Consider the following 16,131-nt stretch of genomic DNA (forward strand, 5'->3'; position numbering starts at 1 on the left):
TGCTATTGCTATGGACCGTGCAAATAGCATGGTCTGCCGTACCGTTTATAGTTGATACGGATATGGGGGTCGATGATGCCATGGCCCTATTGTATTTGTTACAGCGACCTGATGTTGAGCTTAAAGCGGTTACCATTGCCAGCGATGGCAATGCACATTGCACACCTGCTTTGCGCAATACTTTGGGTTTGTTGCAAATGTCACAGCGACCGATTATACCCGTAGCTTGTGGGCAAGAGACACCGTTGCTTGGCAAGCATCATTTTCCACAGGCGGTATTATTAGAATCCGATACACTGGCAGGTACTGTAAAATTATTGCCTAAGGTATCTACTAAGCAATCACCTCATACTGCCGTGGATTTGCTGATAAAAACAGTCCAGGATGCTTCGCAGCCTGTGACCATACTTGCGATTGGACCATTGACCAATATTGCCCAAGCCTTGCAAAAAGCTCCTGAAATCAAAAGGAATATTCGTGTTATTTATATTATGGGGGGAGCTATTGATGTGCCGGGAAATATTCCTGAAGTTGACTCTGCCAGCAAAAACCATACGGCAGAGTGGAATTTTTATCTAGACCCGCTGGCTGCAGAAATCGTATTAGCGCAGGGCCTGCCGATCGTTCTTGTACCGCTTGATGTCACCAATCAGTTACCCATTGACATGGGTTTCTATAATGCCGTGAAAAACAAACATCATACCCCAGCGGCTGATTATGTTTTTTCCATGTTGCAAAACAACATCAAAATCTTGCGGGCCAAGGAGTGGTTTTTCTGGGATCCCTTAGCTGCCGTTATTGCAAGCGATGAATCCATTGCCGCGTTCAAGGTACAACGCCTGAAGGTTGTTTTATCCCCTGAGATACAATCTGGCAGAACAATTGTTGATAATAAAGCAGGCCATAGTGTGCGTGTGGTGACCGGCGTGGATGCAAAACGTTTTACAAGCATTTTTTTGAATTACTTAAATAATCCCAATAGCAGGGCCTGAAAATTATTATTGAATTTGCATATTGTAAAAATAGGTGCCTGCTCCTAAAGCAGTTATAACCCTGTTTTATCCTTTTTAGAGAATAATTGACTGGAATGTCAATAATAATCCAAATAAAAAATGCATTTTGGTGTAAAATTTGCTATTATAGTGAGCATTTTTTGCATTGATTAATCTATTTTTGGAATTTTATGACACAAGATAAAACTACTTTTGCTTCTCTTGGCTTATCCGAAGCGTTATTGAAAGCATTAGATGATTTGAAATTCGTACATCCTTCGCCAATCCAAGAACAAACGATCCCTTGGTTATTGCAGGGACGGGACTTAATTGGCCAGGCACAAACTGGAACTGGAAAAACAGCAGCTTTTGCCTTACCGGTCTTACAAGGTATTATTGCAGCCGAATTAACCCCACAAGCTCTCGTATTGGCTCCTACGCGGGAATTGGCCATTCAAGTTGCCGAACATTTTCAGACACTCAGTAAATATCAAAAAAATATCCGGGTGACTATTCTATGCGGTGGGCAGGATTATCGGCCGCAATTAAAGGAATTGCGTGAAGGCGCGCAAATTGTCGTCGGAACACCGGGAAGAATCCTTGATCATCTGGAGCGTGGTACTTTGCAGCTGGAGCAGCTGAAAACTTTCGTGCTCGATGAAGCAGATGAGATGCTGCGCATGGGCTTTATCGAAGATGTTGAGACGATATTGGCCAAATTGCCTGCCGGAAAACAAATGGCTTTATTTTCAGCTACGATGCCGCCTCGTATCCGGCAGATTGCTCAGTCGTATTTGCATGATCCGGTTGGCGTGGAAATCCGTGCGGAAACAGCAACCGTAAAAAGCATCGAACAGCGTTTTTTATTCGCGTCACAAGCGCAAAAACCGGAAGCATTAACTCGCGTTTTAGCAGCAGAAGATCACCAAGGTGTTATCGTGTTCGTCCGTACCAAGAGCAGCGCGGATGAAGTTGCAGAATTCTTGCAAGCGCATGGACACCATGCCATGGCCATCCATGGGGATTTAACGCAAGCGTTGCGGGAACGCATCATTGCCCAATTTAAACAAGGGGCCATCGATGTGTTAGTGGCAACTGATGTGGCGGCGCGCGGATTGGATGTAGAGCGGGTTACGCATGTAATTAATTATGATATTGCGCATGATTGTGAAACCTATGTACACCGTATAGGCCGTACAGGTCGAGCAGGGCGCAGCGGCGTCACCATTTTATTTGTTACGCCCAAGGAAGGACGTATGTTGAATGTTATCGAACGGCACACACGCCAGCGGATCCAAAAAATTTCGGTGCCCAGTGATTATGCCATTCAGGTGGCAAAACAGCAGCGTTTCCTGGCCAAGATTAAGGAGCGGTTGCAACATGAATATTTACCTGCTTATAAAAATATGCTGGAAAATTTCGCTAATGAGCATTCTGTTTCAGCTTTGGATGCAGCGGCAGCTCTGGCATTGCTTTTAAATCAGGACAAATCCTGGGAGACTAAAATTACAGCTTCTCAAAAAGCACCTTTCCCTGAAACAATGCATGAGGAGCGTCATTTTAGACAAGATAACCGCGCCAAAAAATTCAATGGGGAGCGCAAGGCAAGTGGTGAGCGTAAACGGGGAGCTGAAGATTATCCGCAGGAATTATTCCGCCTGGATGTAGGCCGCGTGCACGGTGTTAAACCGGGTAATATTGTTGGCGCCATTGCGAATGAAGCAGGATTACAAAGCCGGTATATTACCGGTTTAAAAATTCACGATAATTATTCTACTGTGCGTTTGCCCAAAGGTATGTCAAAGGAAATCGTGCAACACATTCACAAGGCTTGGGTTTGTGGGCGGCAATTGAAGATTACTTCCATGGGTACAGCTTAGTCTTTATTATTGCATGAGTTAATTTTACGAATATGGCGACCCAATCAGGGTGTAGAGGCATAAAAGAAACACCAAAATAGTTTTTTCATTTCGGTGTTTGTTCAGGCGCTACCTTTTGATTGGGCTTTTTTTTCAACTATAATGATGGTTAAAAATAATAAAGGACAAGCATGAAAATTATCTTTTCTTTTTTTCTGTTATTTGCTTCTCTGGTAACCTTCGCAGCTCCTATCAACAAAATTGTGTCATTCGGCGACAGCTTGTCTGACAATGGTAACTTGTATGAATACATGAAACACCAACTGCCAGTATCTCCTCCTTATTTCCAGGGCCGATTTACCAATGGTCCTGTGTGGATCGAATTGCTGACGCAAGCTTATTATCCCAATAATCCTTCCGAACATTTGCTTGATTTTGCTTTTGGCGGTGCTGGAGTTTCTGAAGAGGATGCGGATGATACTTTGTTTACCCTAAAAAGGGAGGTAGACAGTTATTTATTGGCTCACCACGATAAAGCAGATGAAAATAGTCTATACGTGGTATGGATTGGTGCGAATAACTATCTTTCCATTCCTGATGATGCACAAAAATCCTTACAAGAAGTTACCTTGGGTATTAGGCATGATCTTGAGCGCCTACTGAACAAGGGCGCGCAAAACCTGTTGGTGGTTAATCTTCCCGATTTAGGGAGAACACCCATGGCCCGCGAGCTTGAAGCCGAGCAATTCTTAACAGATATTGCCAGAAAGCATAATGAAATCCTGGGGCAAATGGTGGTGGATTTGCAGGCCGGCTACCCGGACAGACGTGTTCTTCATTTGGATGTGTATGAAATTTTGGGAGAAGTACTTCAGTCGCCAGAAGAATATGGTTTTTCAAATATTACGCACACTTGTTACGAATCTTTGTTAGAGCTGGGTTCTGCCAATCCTGTTTTAAGCATGGTCGCTAAAATCAATGCAGGGCAAGGCCATGACGCCTGTAAGGGTTATTTATTCTTCGATCCCGTCCACCCTACTGGGCCTGCCCATAAAATTTTGGCAGAAAAGTCTAAAGCGTTTTTCGATGAGCTTGGCCTTGAATTTCAATAACACCAACTCTTTATCGTGATACTGTCTCTTGTAGAGGGGCAGTATCATGAATTTTAAGCCGATCTTAAGCTTACAGAATTGTGAGCCCTTATTCCCAGCCTTTACTTGCGCAAATTTGCTCATAAGCTTGCCGAATTTTTTGCGTTTTATCAGTCGCAAGCTTAATCATTTCTTCGGGTAGCCCTTGTGCGATAAGTTTGTCTGGATGATTACGGCTCATTAGGCGCCGGTAAGCTTTTTTCACGTCGTGTTTGCTGCTATCGGGATTGATTTCAAGTATTGCATAAGCATGCGCCAGCGAACTATTAGGCGGCGTATAGCTGGTGTAGGAAGATGAAGAAGATTGACGCTGCGAAGATTGCTGTCGCGAATGATTCCGATGGGTAGAGTGAAATTGGAAGTCTTCATAAAAACGATACTGTTGTTCTAAAGGTGCAAATCCCAAATATTGCAAAATGGTATTAATCGTTTGAATTTTTTTATCAGTTAATCCATCAATTTTCGCCGCCCGATATTGGATATCAATAAATAATTTCAATAGATCCAAATTGTCATGGGATGTTTCTTTCAAAAGGGTTAAAATTCGCTTGAAATTAAAATTGGTTGATTTACCTTCATTAAATAAGGATATGGCTGTTCTCTTTTGTTCAGCATTGAGGCGCATTTCTTCCATTAAGCCTCTAGCCATCCTAATTTCTTGTTCAGAAACTCTGCCGTCCGTTTTAGCAATATGCCCCATGACGGAAAAAGTTGCTTCAAAAAATATTTTCTGCACTTTTTTACGCTTCTCAGCATGATAATGCCAATAGGGACGACTGAAATGTTCATTTAAACCGCGGTCGAAAAAATTACCGATGAGAATACCGAATAGCGCTCCGAGAGGCCCGCCCATTAAGTATCCTAAAAAAGCACCAATGATTTTTCCCCACCACGTCTGATTGATAAAAAATTGACGTAGACTCATCTGAAATCCATAAAAATTGAAAAGCGTAGCTGTACTTAGCTCGATAAATAATAATTTTAGCTGTACTTTATTGTTTTTTGTACTATTAACTGGAATTAGATGGGTTTTTGCTATTTTTGCTGGCTTCTACGTGATGTGTTTCTTGATTATCTTTTGCGCCTTTACCCTCAGGCTGACAATATTGATAGTCAATCGCCAAGCATCAGCTTATAATGTTTGTTTTGTATTTTTACCTCTATGCGTCGTCTTTATACACTTCTTTTTTACAGTTTGATTCCATTTCTCTTGTGGCGGCTTTACTGGAAGGGACGTCGTTTGCCTGCTTATCGCTTACGCATAAAAGAGCGTTTTGGACTTTATATTAAGGACAATAAGCCGGTGGATGTTTGGCTGCATGCTGTTTCTGTAGGGGAAGTGGTTGCCGCCTTTCCTTTAATTGATGCATTGCTCGCACAGCAAAAAAAAATTCTGGTCACTACCATGACGCCGACTGGATCGGAAAGAGTTTTAAAACAATATGGAGGAAAAATCCAACATCAGTATATTCCTTACGATTTACCTTTTGTGCTGCGCCGTTTTTTCAGAAACTATGCTCCCCGAATAGGTGTCATCATGGAAACGGAGTTATGGCCTAATTTAATTTATGAAGCAAAACGTATGCAAATCCCCCTTTTATTGGTCAATGCACGCATATCTGATAAAGCATTTGGCTCCTATCAACGCGTAAAATTCTTATTTAAATCCGTTTTAAATCAATTTACGGCGATTTTGGCACAAAGCGAGCAAGATAAAAATCGTTTTATCCAGTTAGGGGCGGCAAAAGGAATGGTTTCAGCAGCCGGGAATATAAAATTCGCTATCCAGACAGGGACTTTTATTAGTGCCATTATGGATTACAAAAAAAAATGGGGTGCAACGCGTCCAGTATTTATTGCAGCGAGTACTCATGAGAATGAAGAAGAACAATTGCTGCAATGCCTGCCCGAATTGCAAAACGCTATAAATAATGTGTTGTTTATCATTGTCCCCCGTCATCCTGAACGTTTTTCTTTTGTTGCCGGGCTTAGCAGGCAACTAGGCTTTGCCACGGCTTTACGCAGTCAGCCTGAAAGCATTACGAGCAAGATAGAAGTATTGATAGTGGATTCCTTAGGTGAGTTATTGAATTTTTATAAATTAAGCGATTATGCTTTTGTCGGAGGGAGTCTTGTTCCGATAGGCGGGCACAATGTGTTGGAGCCAATTGCTATGCAGGTTCCTGTATTTTGCGGACCTTATCTCCATAATTCTAAAGCTGTCTGTGAGGATTTGCTCAAAGCTGGCGGCATGCAACGGCTTGCAAGTGCACAGGAAGTGGTCCACGCAGTTATTACGATGCATAAAAATCCACAATACCGCATAGATCAGATTGCAAAGGCTTTTCGTCTATTACAAGAAAATCAGGGAGTAGTTGCCGATTACCTGCAAAAGATTAATACGGTGTTGGGGAATACCTGACTGCGAGTGCAGTCAGGTATTAAATTAATTGCCTTGGTTTTGCCTTTCTTTAATTTCGGACAGGGTTTTGCAATCGATACAAAGTGTCGCAGTAGGGCGTGCTTCCAGACGGCGCAACCCGATTTCAATCCCGCATGCCTCGCAGTAACCGAAATCCTCATCACGCAGACGTTCCAAGGCATCCTCGATTTTTTTAATCAATTTGCGCTCTCTATCCCTTGTTCGCAACTCCAAGCTGAATTCTTCTTCCTGACTTGCACGATCAGAGGGATCAGGGAAGTTAGCTGCTTCGTCTTTCATATGGGTGACAGTACGATCCACTTCTTCCATTAATGATTGGCGCCAAGCCAGCAAAATTTTTTCAATATGTGCCAGCTGTTTTTCATTCATATACTCTTCACCCGCTACCTCTTGGTAAGGGGAGATGCCCATGTTCCCAACTGCGTCATTTTTCACGTTTTGTTCACTCTTTTTAGTTAAATCAATCGTTTCTTGTGGCATAAGGCCTCCTGCAAACTTTCTTTCCATAGTCACGCCATGTGAAAACGGCTAGGTATATCAAAAAACCCATTATTCATCAACTATAGCTCATTAAAAAAAAATTGCTTAAAAATTAGCATTCTTAGCAAGCTAAGGTTTATTTCAACACCAACCACCACTGATGCGATCATGCCCTTGAATATCAGGCCAACATTGTGTGTGTTGATAACCGCATTGATTTAATTTACTCAGTACCGCGTGTTTTTGTTGCCAGCCGTGTTCGAGCAACAATAAGCCGCCGGGGCGTAAATAGTATTTGCTCTCTGCAATAATATGATGGAGAGCTTCCAAGCCATCTGCACCGCTTATTAGAGCCAGGCGTGGTTCAAACCGTACGTCCCCCTGGGAGAGATGGGGATCGTGTTCGGCTATGTAAGGGGGATTGGAAATCACTGCATCAAATTGCCGCTTAGGCAGGGAGGCAAACCAATTGGAACATAAAATGGTTACATTGCTTAAGTTAAGCTGTTTCGCATTTTCACGTGCTGTATGCGTTGCTTGCTCGCATACATCGCAGGCTAAAATACGCCAATGCGGGCGTTCGGCAGCCAGGGCTAAAGCAATCGCCCCACTGCCTGTGCCTAATTCCAAAATGGTTTGCGGTTTATCAGCAAGTAAACTTAAGGTTAATTCAACCAAGCGCTCGGTTTCAGGTCTTGGGATCAGTGTGGTGGAATTGACTTGCAAAGGTAAAGACCAAAATTCACGCTGCCCGGTAATGTACGCAATAGGCAACCCTTCTTGCCGCAGAGCAACAAGTTGCAGGTAAGCTTCACGCTCTGCCTGATTTATTGGTTTCTCAGAGTGAGCATACAAGTAAGTACGGGATACCTGCAGTGTGTGGGCCAATAATATTTCCGCATCAAGGTAAGCAGAAGCACTCGTGTGGGCAAGGGCCGCCGCCGCTTGTTGTAAACTTTCTTTCAAACTAATCATTGTGGCCCAATTCAGCAAGCAGCTCGGCATGATATTCGCGCTTTAATGCTTCAATTACAGGGGTTAAATCGCCGGCAATCACATCATTTAATTGGTAAAGGGTAAGATTAATACGGTGATCGGTTAACCGTCCCTGTGGGAAATTATAAGTGCGAATACGCTCCGAACGATCCCCGCTTCCCACCAAAGAGCGGCGTGTTTCTGCCTGTTGCTGACGCTGCTTGCTTTGCTCTGCATTTAAAAGCCGGGTTTTTAACAAGGCCATGGCTTTGGCACGGTTTTTGTGCTGTGAGCGTTCGTCCTGGCATTCAACGACTAAGCCGGTAGGCAAATGCGTAATACGGATTGCTGAATCTGTTTTGTTGACGTGCTGGCCGCCTGCCCCCGATGAACGATAGGTATCAATGCGCAACTCGTCCTGATTTATCTCAATGTCATCAATTTCTTCAACTTCTGGCAAAATGGCAACAGTACATGCCGAGGTGTGAACTCGCCCCTGAGATTCCGTTTCAGGAACCCGTTGTACTCGATGCGCACCGGATTCAAATTTTAAATCTCCATATACATTGGTGCCGCTGACCCGGGCAATCACTTCTTTAAAACCGCCATGCTCACCATAACTGGCGCTGACGATCTCAACTTGCCAACCTTTTATTTCTGCATAACGGCTATACATACGGAATAAATCCCCGGCAAAAATAGCTGCTTCATCACCTCCTGTGCCGGCCCGAACTTCAAGATAAATATTACGCTCATCATCCGGATCTTTCGGGATTAAATGCCATTGCAATTCTTCATCCAAAGCGGCCAAACTAGCTTTTGCTGCCTCGATCTCTTCTTTAGCCATGCAAGCCAGTTCCTGGTCTTCCCCTGCAAGAAGCTCCTGCAACGAAACTACATTAGCTTGCGCATCCAGGTATTGTTTATAGCATGCGGCTATAGGCTCAAGTTGGGCATATTCTTTGGAAAGCGCTTTAAATTGATTTTGATCCGCAATGACGGACGCTTCCGATAGTAAACGCTCAACTTCCTGAAAGCGTTCCAGCATTTGTTCCAATTTTAACTCAAGGGATTTCTTCATAAGTGTGATTAATCGGCAGGTGAAGTAAAAAGATAATGTGCCAAGTCGAGCAAGTCTTCGCGATTATCCATGGCAGCTTGTCTAAGCCCGACGGTCGGGCTATGAATCAATTTATTCAGTAAACGCTCGCTAAACTCAGTCAAAACATGCGGATGGGAAAGACCCGAGTCCAACTTGTGCATGGCACGTTGCAATTCAAGTTGGGCAAGTTCCTGCATTTGTTTACGGTAGTCGCAAATAACTTTTTTTGCTTGTAGGGAACGACGCCAGCGGATGTAATTATCAAGTTCGCAGTCAATCAGTTTTTCAGCTTGCATGGCTGCACTTTTACGCTCATCCATTCCTTTTTCTGTCATTTTTTGCAAGTCATCAATATTAAACAAATGAACGCCCGCTATCTCGCATACATCAGCTTCAATATCTCTTGGTACAGCTAAATCCAAGAAAAACATGGGGGCTTCATTGCGCTGCTGCATGGTATGCTCGACCAGGCTTTTGGTAATAAAAGGCAGTGGGCAGGCCGTAGCGGTTACAACAACGTCGGCTTGCGCCAAGTAGTGCGGGATATCGCCAATTGTTAATGATTTGCCTGCAAATGCATCGGCCAACTGTTTTGCATTTTCAGGATTGCGACTGGCTACCAGGAATTGGGTTACTCCTGCATTATGCAAGTATTTTGCTACCAAGGAACTGGTTTCGCCAGAGCCAATAAGTAATACCTTTAGGGAAGATAGCTCGGTAAAAAGTTGGCCAATTTTCTGGACGGCGGCAAAAGCAACTGAAACTGGGTTATTGCCGATGCCACTGCGGGTTCTAATGCGTTTACTTGCCCGAAAAACGTATTGAAACACCTGGCGCAAATTATGTTTAACAGTTCCTGCACGGCAAGCTTGTTGATAAGCTTGTTTCATTTGCCCCAGTATTTGCGGTTCCCCGAGCATCATCGAATCCAAACCGCTTGCTACCCGAAACGTATGTTGTAAGCCTTGGCGCCCATGGTGACTATAGAAAAAGGGTTTAATGAATTCGGGTGAGAGTTGGCGGCTTTTTGCAAGCCAGGGAAGAATACCATCCGGATGGGCTGCGTCGCAATAAATTTCCAGGCGGTTGCAGGTAGATAAAATAACCGCTTCATTTACTGAAGGCAAATCCACAAGCTCGCCCAGCAAGGTATCTTGCATGGCAAGCGGCAGTGCGATTTTTTCACGCACGTCGAGAGGGGCAGTCTTATGATTGAGTCCGCAGGCAACAAACACCATATCAGGAGAATGAAGGGATAACTGTCAATAGGATAAATTGTAACCTATTACAGGTAAAATTTATAGATTTATTGCTGGCTGCGGGATAAATGCGTCCAATGCCAAAGGTTACTTTGTCTTCGCTATTGCTGTAAGTCAATCCAGTGAGCTGCATCGCAAATCATACGCACATTACTTGCTAAGTTAGGATTAATCTGGCTTTACTGGTTTTTTGTCATAATATTTATTCCAATTTCTAAAGTCTTATAAGTTGCCGCCGTTAAATGAATTAAACACTTTTTACAGGCTTGATTTCCTGATAGGAGAGTGAAATGGAAATAATTTTCCAGGGCAAGTTTGAGAATGAGGAAGCAGCTGAGAGCATTTTAAGCGTTATAAAATTGTTTAAAGACCGTTACCGCATTAAGCAATTTCGCGAAATTCATCTAACCGTTACGCTTTTGGATGAGCAGGGCGATGATGTAGAGCTTGTGGATAGTGAGACAGGGGAAGTTTATCGATTTTTTGAAGTACATCGTGAAAATTATGAGTTGAGTAGACGTCCTTCCTTGCCCGTGTTGAAATTGGTGGTTGATAACACGCGAGGGGAAAATTCTGGTGGTTAAATCGGTTATTGCGATTGTCTTGAGTTTGGTGTTGGTCATTGGCTTGCACGAGTTGGGGCATGCACTCGCTGCGCGCCTATTCGGGGTAAAAATAAAACGGATTTCGATTGGTTTTGGCAGACCTTTACTTAAATGGCACGCTAAAAATGGATGCGAATGGATATGGGCGTTATGGCCGCTTGGGGGCTACGTGCAATTGCTCAATTCGCGTATTGAGCCAGTATCTACCAAAGATTATCCCGTTTGTTTTGATAGGAAACCCGTTTGGATGCGTATTATTGTCCTTTTGGCAGGCGCGATGGTAAATTTACTCATTGCCTGGCTGGCTTTGTTAGTTATTTTCATGATGGGATTTCAGCGGGTTTCACCTGTGGTTGCTGAAGTGCACCCCGCCAGCATGGCCGCCGCTGCAGGCATACAAGCTGGCGACCAATTCATTGCCATCGCTGGCAAGGAAGTGTTTTCCTGGCGTGATGCAGGCATGAGATTCATCATGGTTTTAGGTAAAAAAAATGTGCCTGTTATTCTTGAAGATAAACAAGGGGACAGACGCCAAGTGATTATGAACCTTGCGCACTGGCATTATGTGCGCGGATCCAATGCATTGTTGAAAGGATTGGGGATAGAAGCTGATATCACCATTCAACCCACGCAAAAAATGGGTTTGCCGTTCCTGCAGGCAGCGAAGGAGGCTTTTTTAAGCTCGTTTTATACGCTTGCCTTTTATTTGGTTATGCTTAAACAATTGTTATTAGGGATGCTTCCCTTTGCTGCGTTACTAGGACCATTGGGGCTGTTTACAACCATGATCACGTCATTTGCGCAGGGCATTATTGTCTTTTTATTATTTATCGCAAATTTAAGCCTGGCCGTAGGCCTTGTTAATTTATTTCCAATTCCGGGTTTGGATGGAGGGTCCATTATCTATGCTTTGCTGGAAAAAATTCGTGGAAAACCTGTATCTATTGCGCTGGAGATTTTATTGCATCGTTTGGCAATGATTATTTTTTGCGTATTGTTCATCCAGTTAATTTTGAATGATGTCGCCCGCTATCTAGAAAAATAGCGAGGCGGTTTGTTAGATTTCTAACAAAAGCCGCCTGGCAGCGATTAGCAACTAGAGCTAGGCAAGCGGCTGGGGTGCGGTTCTTGTTGCGCATTTCGGGTAAGCTCCCTGACGCGCCTTTCTTGCCATTGTCCCAAAGAAGCTGCGGCCAAAGTTATATTATTTTTGCTTATAAATTCGGCTGCTAGGCAGGGAGCATAAAACTCTACATTTTTATCTTCAAAGTTATAGTTAAGAGCTTGCAAGATAAAATCCGGCGTGTATTCATGATTGCAATAAATGGGTACAGTGTTGTTGTCAAAACAAGATTCAATTGGTTTTCCATTTTTAAACAAAACTGAAGCATGTTCCGCATTTAGTGTTTCTTTTAAGTATCCCATTGTTGTTTCTTTAAATACGTGTACTTTGCTTTCTGCGTTTTTTCCAATAAAACCAAGCACATTTACCTCGGGAAGGAAAAAGCTTAAAAGGCGTGCGGGAGAATTAAAATAAGTACCATCTTTTACATTAACGAATTCATTCGCGGTAAAACATGCGCTTAAAACAATATTGGCCACTTCACATTGCGTATAAGTTTCCACACGCCGCACGAATTCCACGAAATTGGCTGTTGCTTCCAATTCGGAATTTGCATCACGTCTTCCCGAAAAAAGCCAACCTGAAGCACCATGTGCTGAAAGCCATATGGTCAGTGATTTGTTCTTTAAGGTTACTGGTTTGATGGCTGCCGAGAATTCGGTGTCTTCGCTGTTAAAAAAGAGGGGTTTTTTATTGATGATCCCGTAACCTAGCTCATCACGTACCATGGATTCTGCATCTTTAAATTCTATCGCATGCGAGCCTTCATCATAAGGGGATAAAACAATTAGGGCTGCCGGTTTGTTCTTGTTTGTTAATCCTGCTTGTTTCGGTTTCAACAATGCGTTAATTATTTGATTCATTTGAATTATTTTTATTGGGTGGTTGAGGATTTTATTTTAATCCACTTTGCTTAATAAATTATTAAGCTTTAAGTTTTTATGCCAAATAGTTTATTTTTAAATAGGTTATCTTTTTTCTAAAAGATTAACAATTAATCATGTTGTAAAATAATTTATTCTTTGTTATAAAATAATACTGTTTTACTATTAATTTAATATCATGAAAACTTCCACCAGTTCTCTTCAGTCTGCCAGTTATGAACTTAATGACGCACGCTCTTTCTCCAATGCAGTCGATGCCGAGGATTTATTATTTACCCTGAAATTCATTCCAAGAGTTTTGTTAAATTCTGTGAAATTTGGAGCATGCGGCATGTTATTAGGTTGGGGGTGTGCTTATAATTTTGCTGAGCTTTGGAAAAGTTTCCTTACCAAACATAGTCAATCTGTTCATGGTTTAGAAGATTATGTGCCCGATGACCAGCGTTTTTTACATATGTCTCGTAATCAGCATTTTAATCAAGTTACACCTTCCATAGCGAGTATCGCACCTACTGTGGGATTAATAGTGGGGGCGGGTTTTGGTATATGGTATGGAGCAAGTAAAAAAACAGCTGAGTTTATGGAGGACTTAAATGCCGATCGTGCCGAAAGAAAAAATATAAGCGGCAATTTAGTTTAATGATTTAAATTAAGCAGAACCAACTATTATTGTAAACGGTGAATGAAACAATCAGTTTAGAACAGCACGCGCACAACACCAAACGTCAACTTGCTCGACTCCTTGTTTTTTTAACGCTCGTGCTAATTCATTTGCAGTACTGCCTGTGGTTAACAAGTCATCGACCAGTGTCACATGTTTATACTGAATGGCTTTCACCATAAACGCACCGCGAATGTTCTTCTGTCGTTGTTTGCTATTTAAGCTGGCTTGCGCGGCAGTTTCTTTTATTTTTCTACATAAATCTAGCTCATACGGTATTTGCAGGCGTTTAGACAAACGTTTGGTTAACTCAACCGCCTGGTTGAATCCTCGCATGCGAAGGCGCGCAGTACTCATAGGCACAGGCAACAAACATTGCGAATCGGTCATGCGGCGGGGAATCTTTTCCAGCATCAACTCAGTAAAAAGCGTGGCGAGATAAAGTCCTTCGCGGTATTTAAATTCATGCAGCAAGGTACGCAGTGGTTCTTCAAAATGGTAAGCAGCGACAGCTTCATCAAAATAAGGTTTTTGTTTGCAGCAATATCCGCAAATTAAAAAGGTATCTTCACCCTGCAGCGGCAGCGCGCAAAGTTGACATGCCTGTTTTATTGGTTGTAATAGCTTAATGCAGTCATTGCAAACTGCAAAAGCACCATAATGATAATGATTGCAGAGTGTGCAAATAGAAGGTAATCGCAGAATTTGTGTTATACTTTTCCTTTTTTGCATGCGGGCTGAAGCTCTTATTCCATTTGGTTCATCATGAATATAAAAACCGAAATTTGCAATGCATTTAATACCCATGCAGCAGAGTACGAAGAGCATGCCAAGGTGCAACTGGAAATAGGCGAGCGTCTTTTTGCCCGCCTCCAATACCTTAAGGTTCAGCCGCGCTATGTTCTTGATTTAGGTTGCGGGACAGGTTTTTTTTCACAAAAATTAAAACAATATTATCCTGCTGCCCACGTCATCGGTTTAGATTTGGCTCATGCAATGCTTTTGCAGGCAAAGAAAAAACAACGCTTCTGGAAAAAATGGCCTTTAGTGACAGGGGACATGACGGCATTACCGTTTGCAGCAAATTTATTTGATTTGGTTTTTGCCAATCAAGTGGTGCATTGGTCGCAACCCTTGTCTGCTGTTTTTGCTGAATTAAGTCGGATAATGAAACCTGATGGCTGTTTGATGTTCACCACATTGGGCCCGGATACTTTTCTAGAGCTACGCCAGGCTTGGTCTGTGGTAGATCATCATGCGCATACAAATGAATTTACTGATATGCATGATCTCGGCGATTTATTGCTAGCAGAACATTTTCTGGATCCAGTGGTGGATATGGAAAAATTAACCATGCACTATTCAACTTTGCCGCAGCTTGTAAATGCATTGAAATCGCAAGGCGTGCGCAACATTAATTCTTCCCGCAACCGTGGTTTAACTGGAAAGAAAACCTGGCAGAAATTTACTGCTGCAATGGGAAATCTGCGTACAACCATGGGAAAATATCCATTAACTTATGAAGTAGTTTATGGTCATGCTTGGAAAGGAGCTGGGCGGCGAATCGGGACGGGCACGGAAACTTTAATTTCTGTCGATAGTTTGCGTAAAAAACTTGAAAAAAATTAACTATTACTGAATGAAGATAGACAGAAATTCATCTTTTATAAAATTTTGCATTATCATAAATAAAAACTGCGGATTATTACTTAAGGAGCATCATGGAATTTGTCAGCCGTTATGTTGCGCATCAGCCAGACGAACAAGGCCTGGTGAGTTATTCCGCAAACGAGCATCGCGTATGGCAAATATTGTTTGAGCGACAATGCAAGTTGTTGCCCGGTAGAGCTTGCGATGAATTTTTATTGGGTCTGGAGAATTTGGGCTTAACTGCTACTCAAATCCCGCAATTACCTGAGGTTAGTGCGCGGCTTAAAGCACTAACTGGTTGGGAAGTGGCTCCTGTAGCGGCTTTAATTTCAGCGCGGGAATTTTTTGAATTGCTGGCTGACCGCCGTTTTCCCGCGGCTACTTTTATTCGTTCCGAAGAAGAATTGAATTATGTAAAAGAGCCCGACATATTTCATGAATTATTCGGCCACTGCCCCATGTTAACTAATCCTGTTTATGCCGATTTTGTGCATAATTATGCGCGTAAGGTATTGGAATTCCCCGAATGCGAATGGGCATTGCTGCAACGTTTATTTTGGTTTACCGTGGAATTTGGTTTAATCCTTACGGAAAAAGGAATGCGGGCTTATGGAGGCGGAATCCTATCTTCCATCAGCGAGACTCTTTACAGTGTTGAGAGCGATGTCCCTCTCCGAGTTTTATTCGATCCAGTTGCTGGATTCCGTATGCCTTACCGCATTGACATGTTGCAGCCCGTGTACTTTGTTATACGCAGTTATGAAGAATTGTATGCTTTTGTTATGTCCGATGTTAAGGAATTAATTCAGCGAGCAAGAACACTTGGAGAATACCCACCCTTTTTTCCAGTAACTGCAGGGAATCCAAATATTCATATCCACGCTTGTTGATTTTTATAAGGGGTTCATGCTGCTGCATTTCCAATGGCATTCCCATTGTAATGATTG

Annotated in this window: 16 protein-coding genes; 9 read left to right on the forward strand and 7 right to left on the reverse strand. The window is 42.7% G+C overall.

Annotated elements, in window-relative coordinates; genetic code table 11:
• Positions 1-17 precede the first annotated feature (17 nt).
• The 3 genes from NKV53_RS06905 to plaA all read left to right on the forward strand — a co-directional run bounded on the left by NKV53_RS06905 (position 18) and on the right by plaA (position 3,963).
• Entirely contained in the window at positions 18-992 is a 975-nt protein-coding gene (locus NKV53_RS06905; RefSeq protein WP_253350899.1) for a nucleoside hydrolase, read from the forward strand.
• Positions 993-1,183: 191 nt separating this feature from the next.
• Entirely contained in the window at positions 1,184-2,872 is a 1,689-nt protein-coding gene (locus tag NKV53_RS06910; RefSeq protein ID WP_126954089.1) for a DEAD/DEAH box helicase, read from the forward strand.
• Positions 2,873-3,042: 170 nt separating this feature from the next.
• Complete coding sequence (plaA, locus tag NKV53_RS06915; protein WP_126954088.1) at positions 3,043-3,963, forward strand: GDSL family lysophospholipase PlaA; 921 nt, start codon at positions 3,043-3,045, stop codon at positions 3,961-3,963.
• An 88-nt stretch (positions 3,964-4,051) separates the two neighbouring features.
• On the opposite strand, the gene djlA is transcribed toward plaA, so the two are convergent.
• Positions 4,052-4,927, reverse strand: coding sequence for a co-chaperone DjlA (gene djlA / locus NKV53_RS06920; RefSeq protein ID WP_126954087.1), 876 nt, complete (start codon positions 4,925-4,927; stop codon positions 4,052-4,054).
• Positions 4,928-5,164: 237 nt separating this feature from the next.
• Here djlA and waaA point away from each other — a divergent pair, with 237 nt between their 5' ends.
• The gene (gene waaA / locus NKV53_RS06925) at positions 5,165-6,424 is read left to right on the forward strand and encodes a lipid IV(A) 3-deoxy-D-manno-octulosonic acid transferase (RefSeq protein WP_126954086.1); all 1,260 of its coding nucleotides are present in this window, start codon (positions 5,165-5,167) and stop codon (positions 6,422-6,424) included.
• 24 nt (positions 6,425-6,448) lie between these two features.
• On the opposite strand, the gene dksA is transcribed toward waaA, so the two are convergent.
• The 4 genes from dksA to hemA all read right to left on the reverse strand — a co-directional run bounded on the left by dksA (position 6,449) and on the right by hemA (position 10,240).
• On the reverse strand, positions 6,449-6,925 hold the full coding sequence (gene dksA, locus NKV53_RS06930; protein WP_126954085.1) for an RNA polymerase-binding protein DksA: 477 nt from the start codon (positions 6,923-6,925) through the stop codon (positions 6,449-6,451).
• Positions 6,926-7,066: 141 nt separating this feature from the next.
• Positions 7,067-7,900 carry a peptide chain release factor N(5)-glutamine methyltransferase gene (prmC, locus tag NKV53_RS06935; protein WP_126954084.1) on the reverse strand — a complete coding sequence of 278 codons (834 nt, stop codon included), beginning with the start codon at positions 7,898-7,900 and terminating at the stop codon, positions 7,067-7,069.
• A complete protein-coding gene (gene prfA / locus NKV53_RS06940) occupies positions 7,893-8,981 on the reverse strand; it encodes a peptide chain release factor 1 (RefSeq protein ID WP_126954083.1) in 1,089 nt (362 codons plus the stop codon). Before prfA ends, prmC begins: the two co-directional genes overlap by 8 nt.
• Positions 8,982-8,989: 8 nt before the next feature.
• A complete protein-coding gene (hemA, locus tag NKV53_RS06945; RefSeq protein ID WP_126954082.1) occupies positions 8,990-10,240 on the reverse strand; it encodes a glutamyl-tRNA reductase in 1,251 nt (416 codons plus the stop codon).
• A 311-nt stretch (positions 10,241-10,551) separates the two neighbouring features.
• Here hemA and NKV53_RS06950 point away from each other — a divergent pair, with 311 nt between their 5' ends.
• Both NKV53_RS06950 and NKV53_RS06955 read left to right on the forward strand, forming a co-directional pair.
• Positions 10,552-10,845: a hypothetical protein gene (locus NKV53_RS06950; protein ID WP_126954081.1), complete on the forward strand. Its 294-nt coding sequence runs from the start codon at positions 10,552-10,554 to the stop codon at positions 10,843-10,845.
• Positions 10,838-11,911 carry an RIP metalloprotease gene (locus tag NKV53_RS06955; protein WP_126954080.1) on the forward strand — a complete coding sequence of 358 codons (1,074 nt, stop codon included), beginning with the start codon at positions 10,838-10,840 and terminating at the stop codon, positions 11,909-11,911. Before NKV53_RS06950 ends, NKV53_RS06955 begins: the two co-directional genes overlap by 8 nt.
• Before the next feature lie 44 nt (positions 11,912-11,955).
• On the opposite strand, the gene NKV53_RS06960 is transcribed toward NKV53_RS06955, so the two are convergent.
• Complete coding sequence (locus NKV53_RS06960; RefSeq protein ID WP_253350900.1) at positions 11,956-12,852, reverse strand: hypothetical protein; 897 nt, start codon at positions 12,850-12,852, stop codon at positions 11,956-11,958.
• A gap of 199 nt (positions 12,853-13,051) precedes the next feature.
• On the opposite strand from NKV53_RS06960, the gene NKV53_RS06965 reads away from it, so the two are divergent.
• Complete coding sequence (locus NKV53_RS06965; protein ID WP_126954078.1) at positions 13,052-13,513, forward strand: hypothetical protein; 462 nt, start codon at positions 13,052-13,054, stop codon at positions 13,511-13,513.
• Positions 13,514-13,564: 51 nt separating this feature from the next.
• Here NKV53_RS06965 and NKV53_RS06970 read toward each other — a convergent pair whose 3' ends face one another.
• A complete protein-coding gene (locus NKV53_RS06970) occupies positions 13,565-14,266 on the reverse strand; it encodes a ComF family protein (RefSeq protein ID WP_127032544.1) in 702 nt (233 codons plus the stop codon).
• A 33-nt stretch (positions 14,267-14,299) separates the two neighbouring features.
• Here NKV53_RS06970 and bioC point away from each other — a divergent pair, with 33 nt between their 5' ends.
• Together bioC and phhA are read left to right on the forward strand one after the other, a co-directional pair.
• The gene (bioC, locus tag NKV53_RS06975; protein ID WP_126954076.1) at positions 14,300-15,163 is read left to right on the forward strand and encodes a malonyl-ACP O-methyltransferase BioC; all 864 of its coding nucleotides are present in this window, start codon (positions 14,300-14,302) and stop codon (positions 15,161-15,163) included.
• Positions 15,164-15,255: 92 nt separating this feature from the next.
• Positions 15,256-16,074, forward strand: a complete 819-nt coding sequence (phhA, locus tag NKV53_RS06980; RefSeq protein ID WP_127057217.1) for a phenylalanine 4-monooxygenase — start codon at positions 15,256-15,258, stop codon at positions 16,072-16,074.
• The last annotated feature ends 57 nt before the right edge of the window (positions 16,075-16,131 follow it).

This window comes from Legionella sp. 27cVA30, assembly GCF_024160945.1.
Classification (GTDB): Bacteria; Pseudomonadota; Gammaproteobacteria; order Legionellales; family Legionellaceae; genus Legionella_A; species Legionella_A septentrionalis.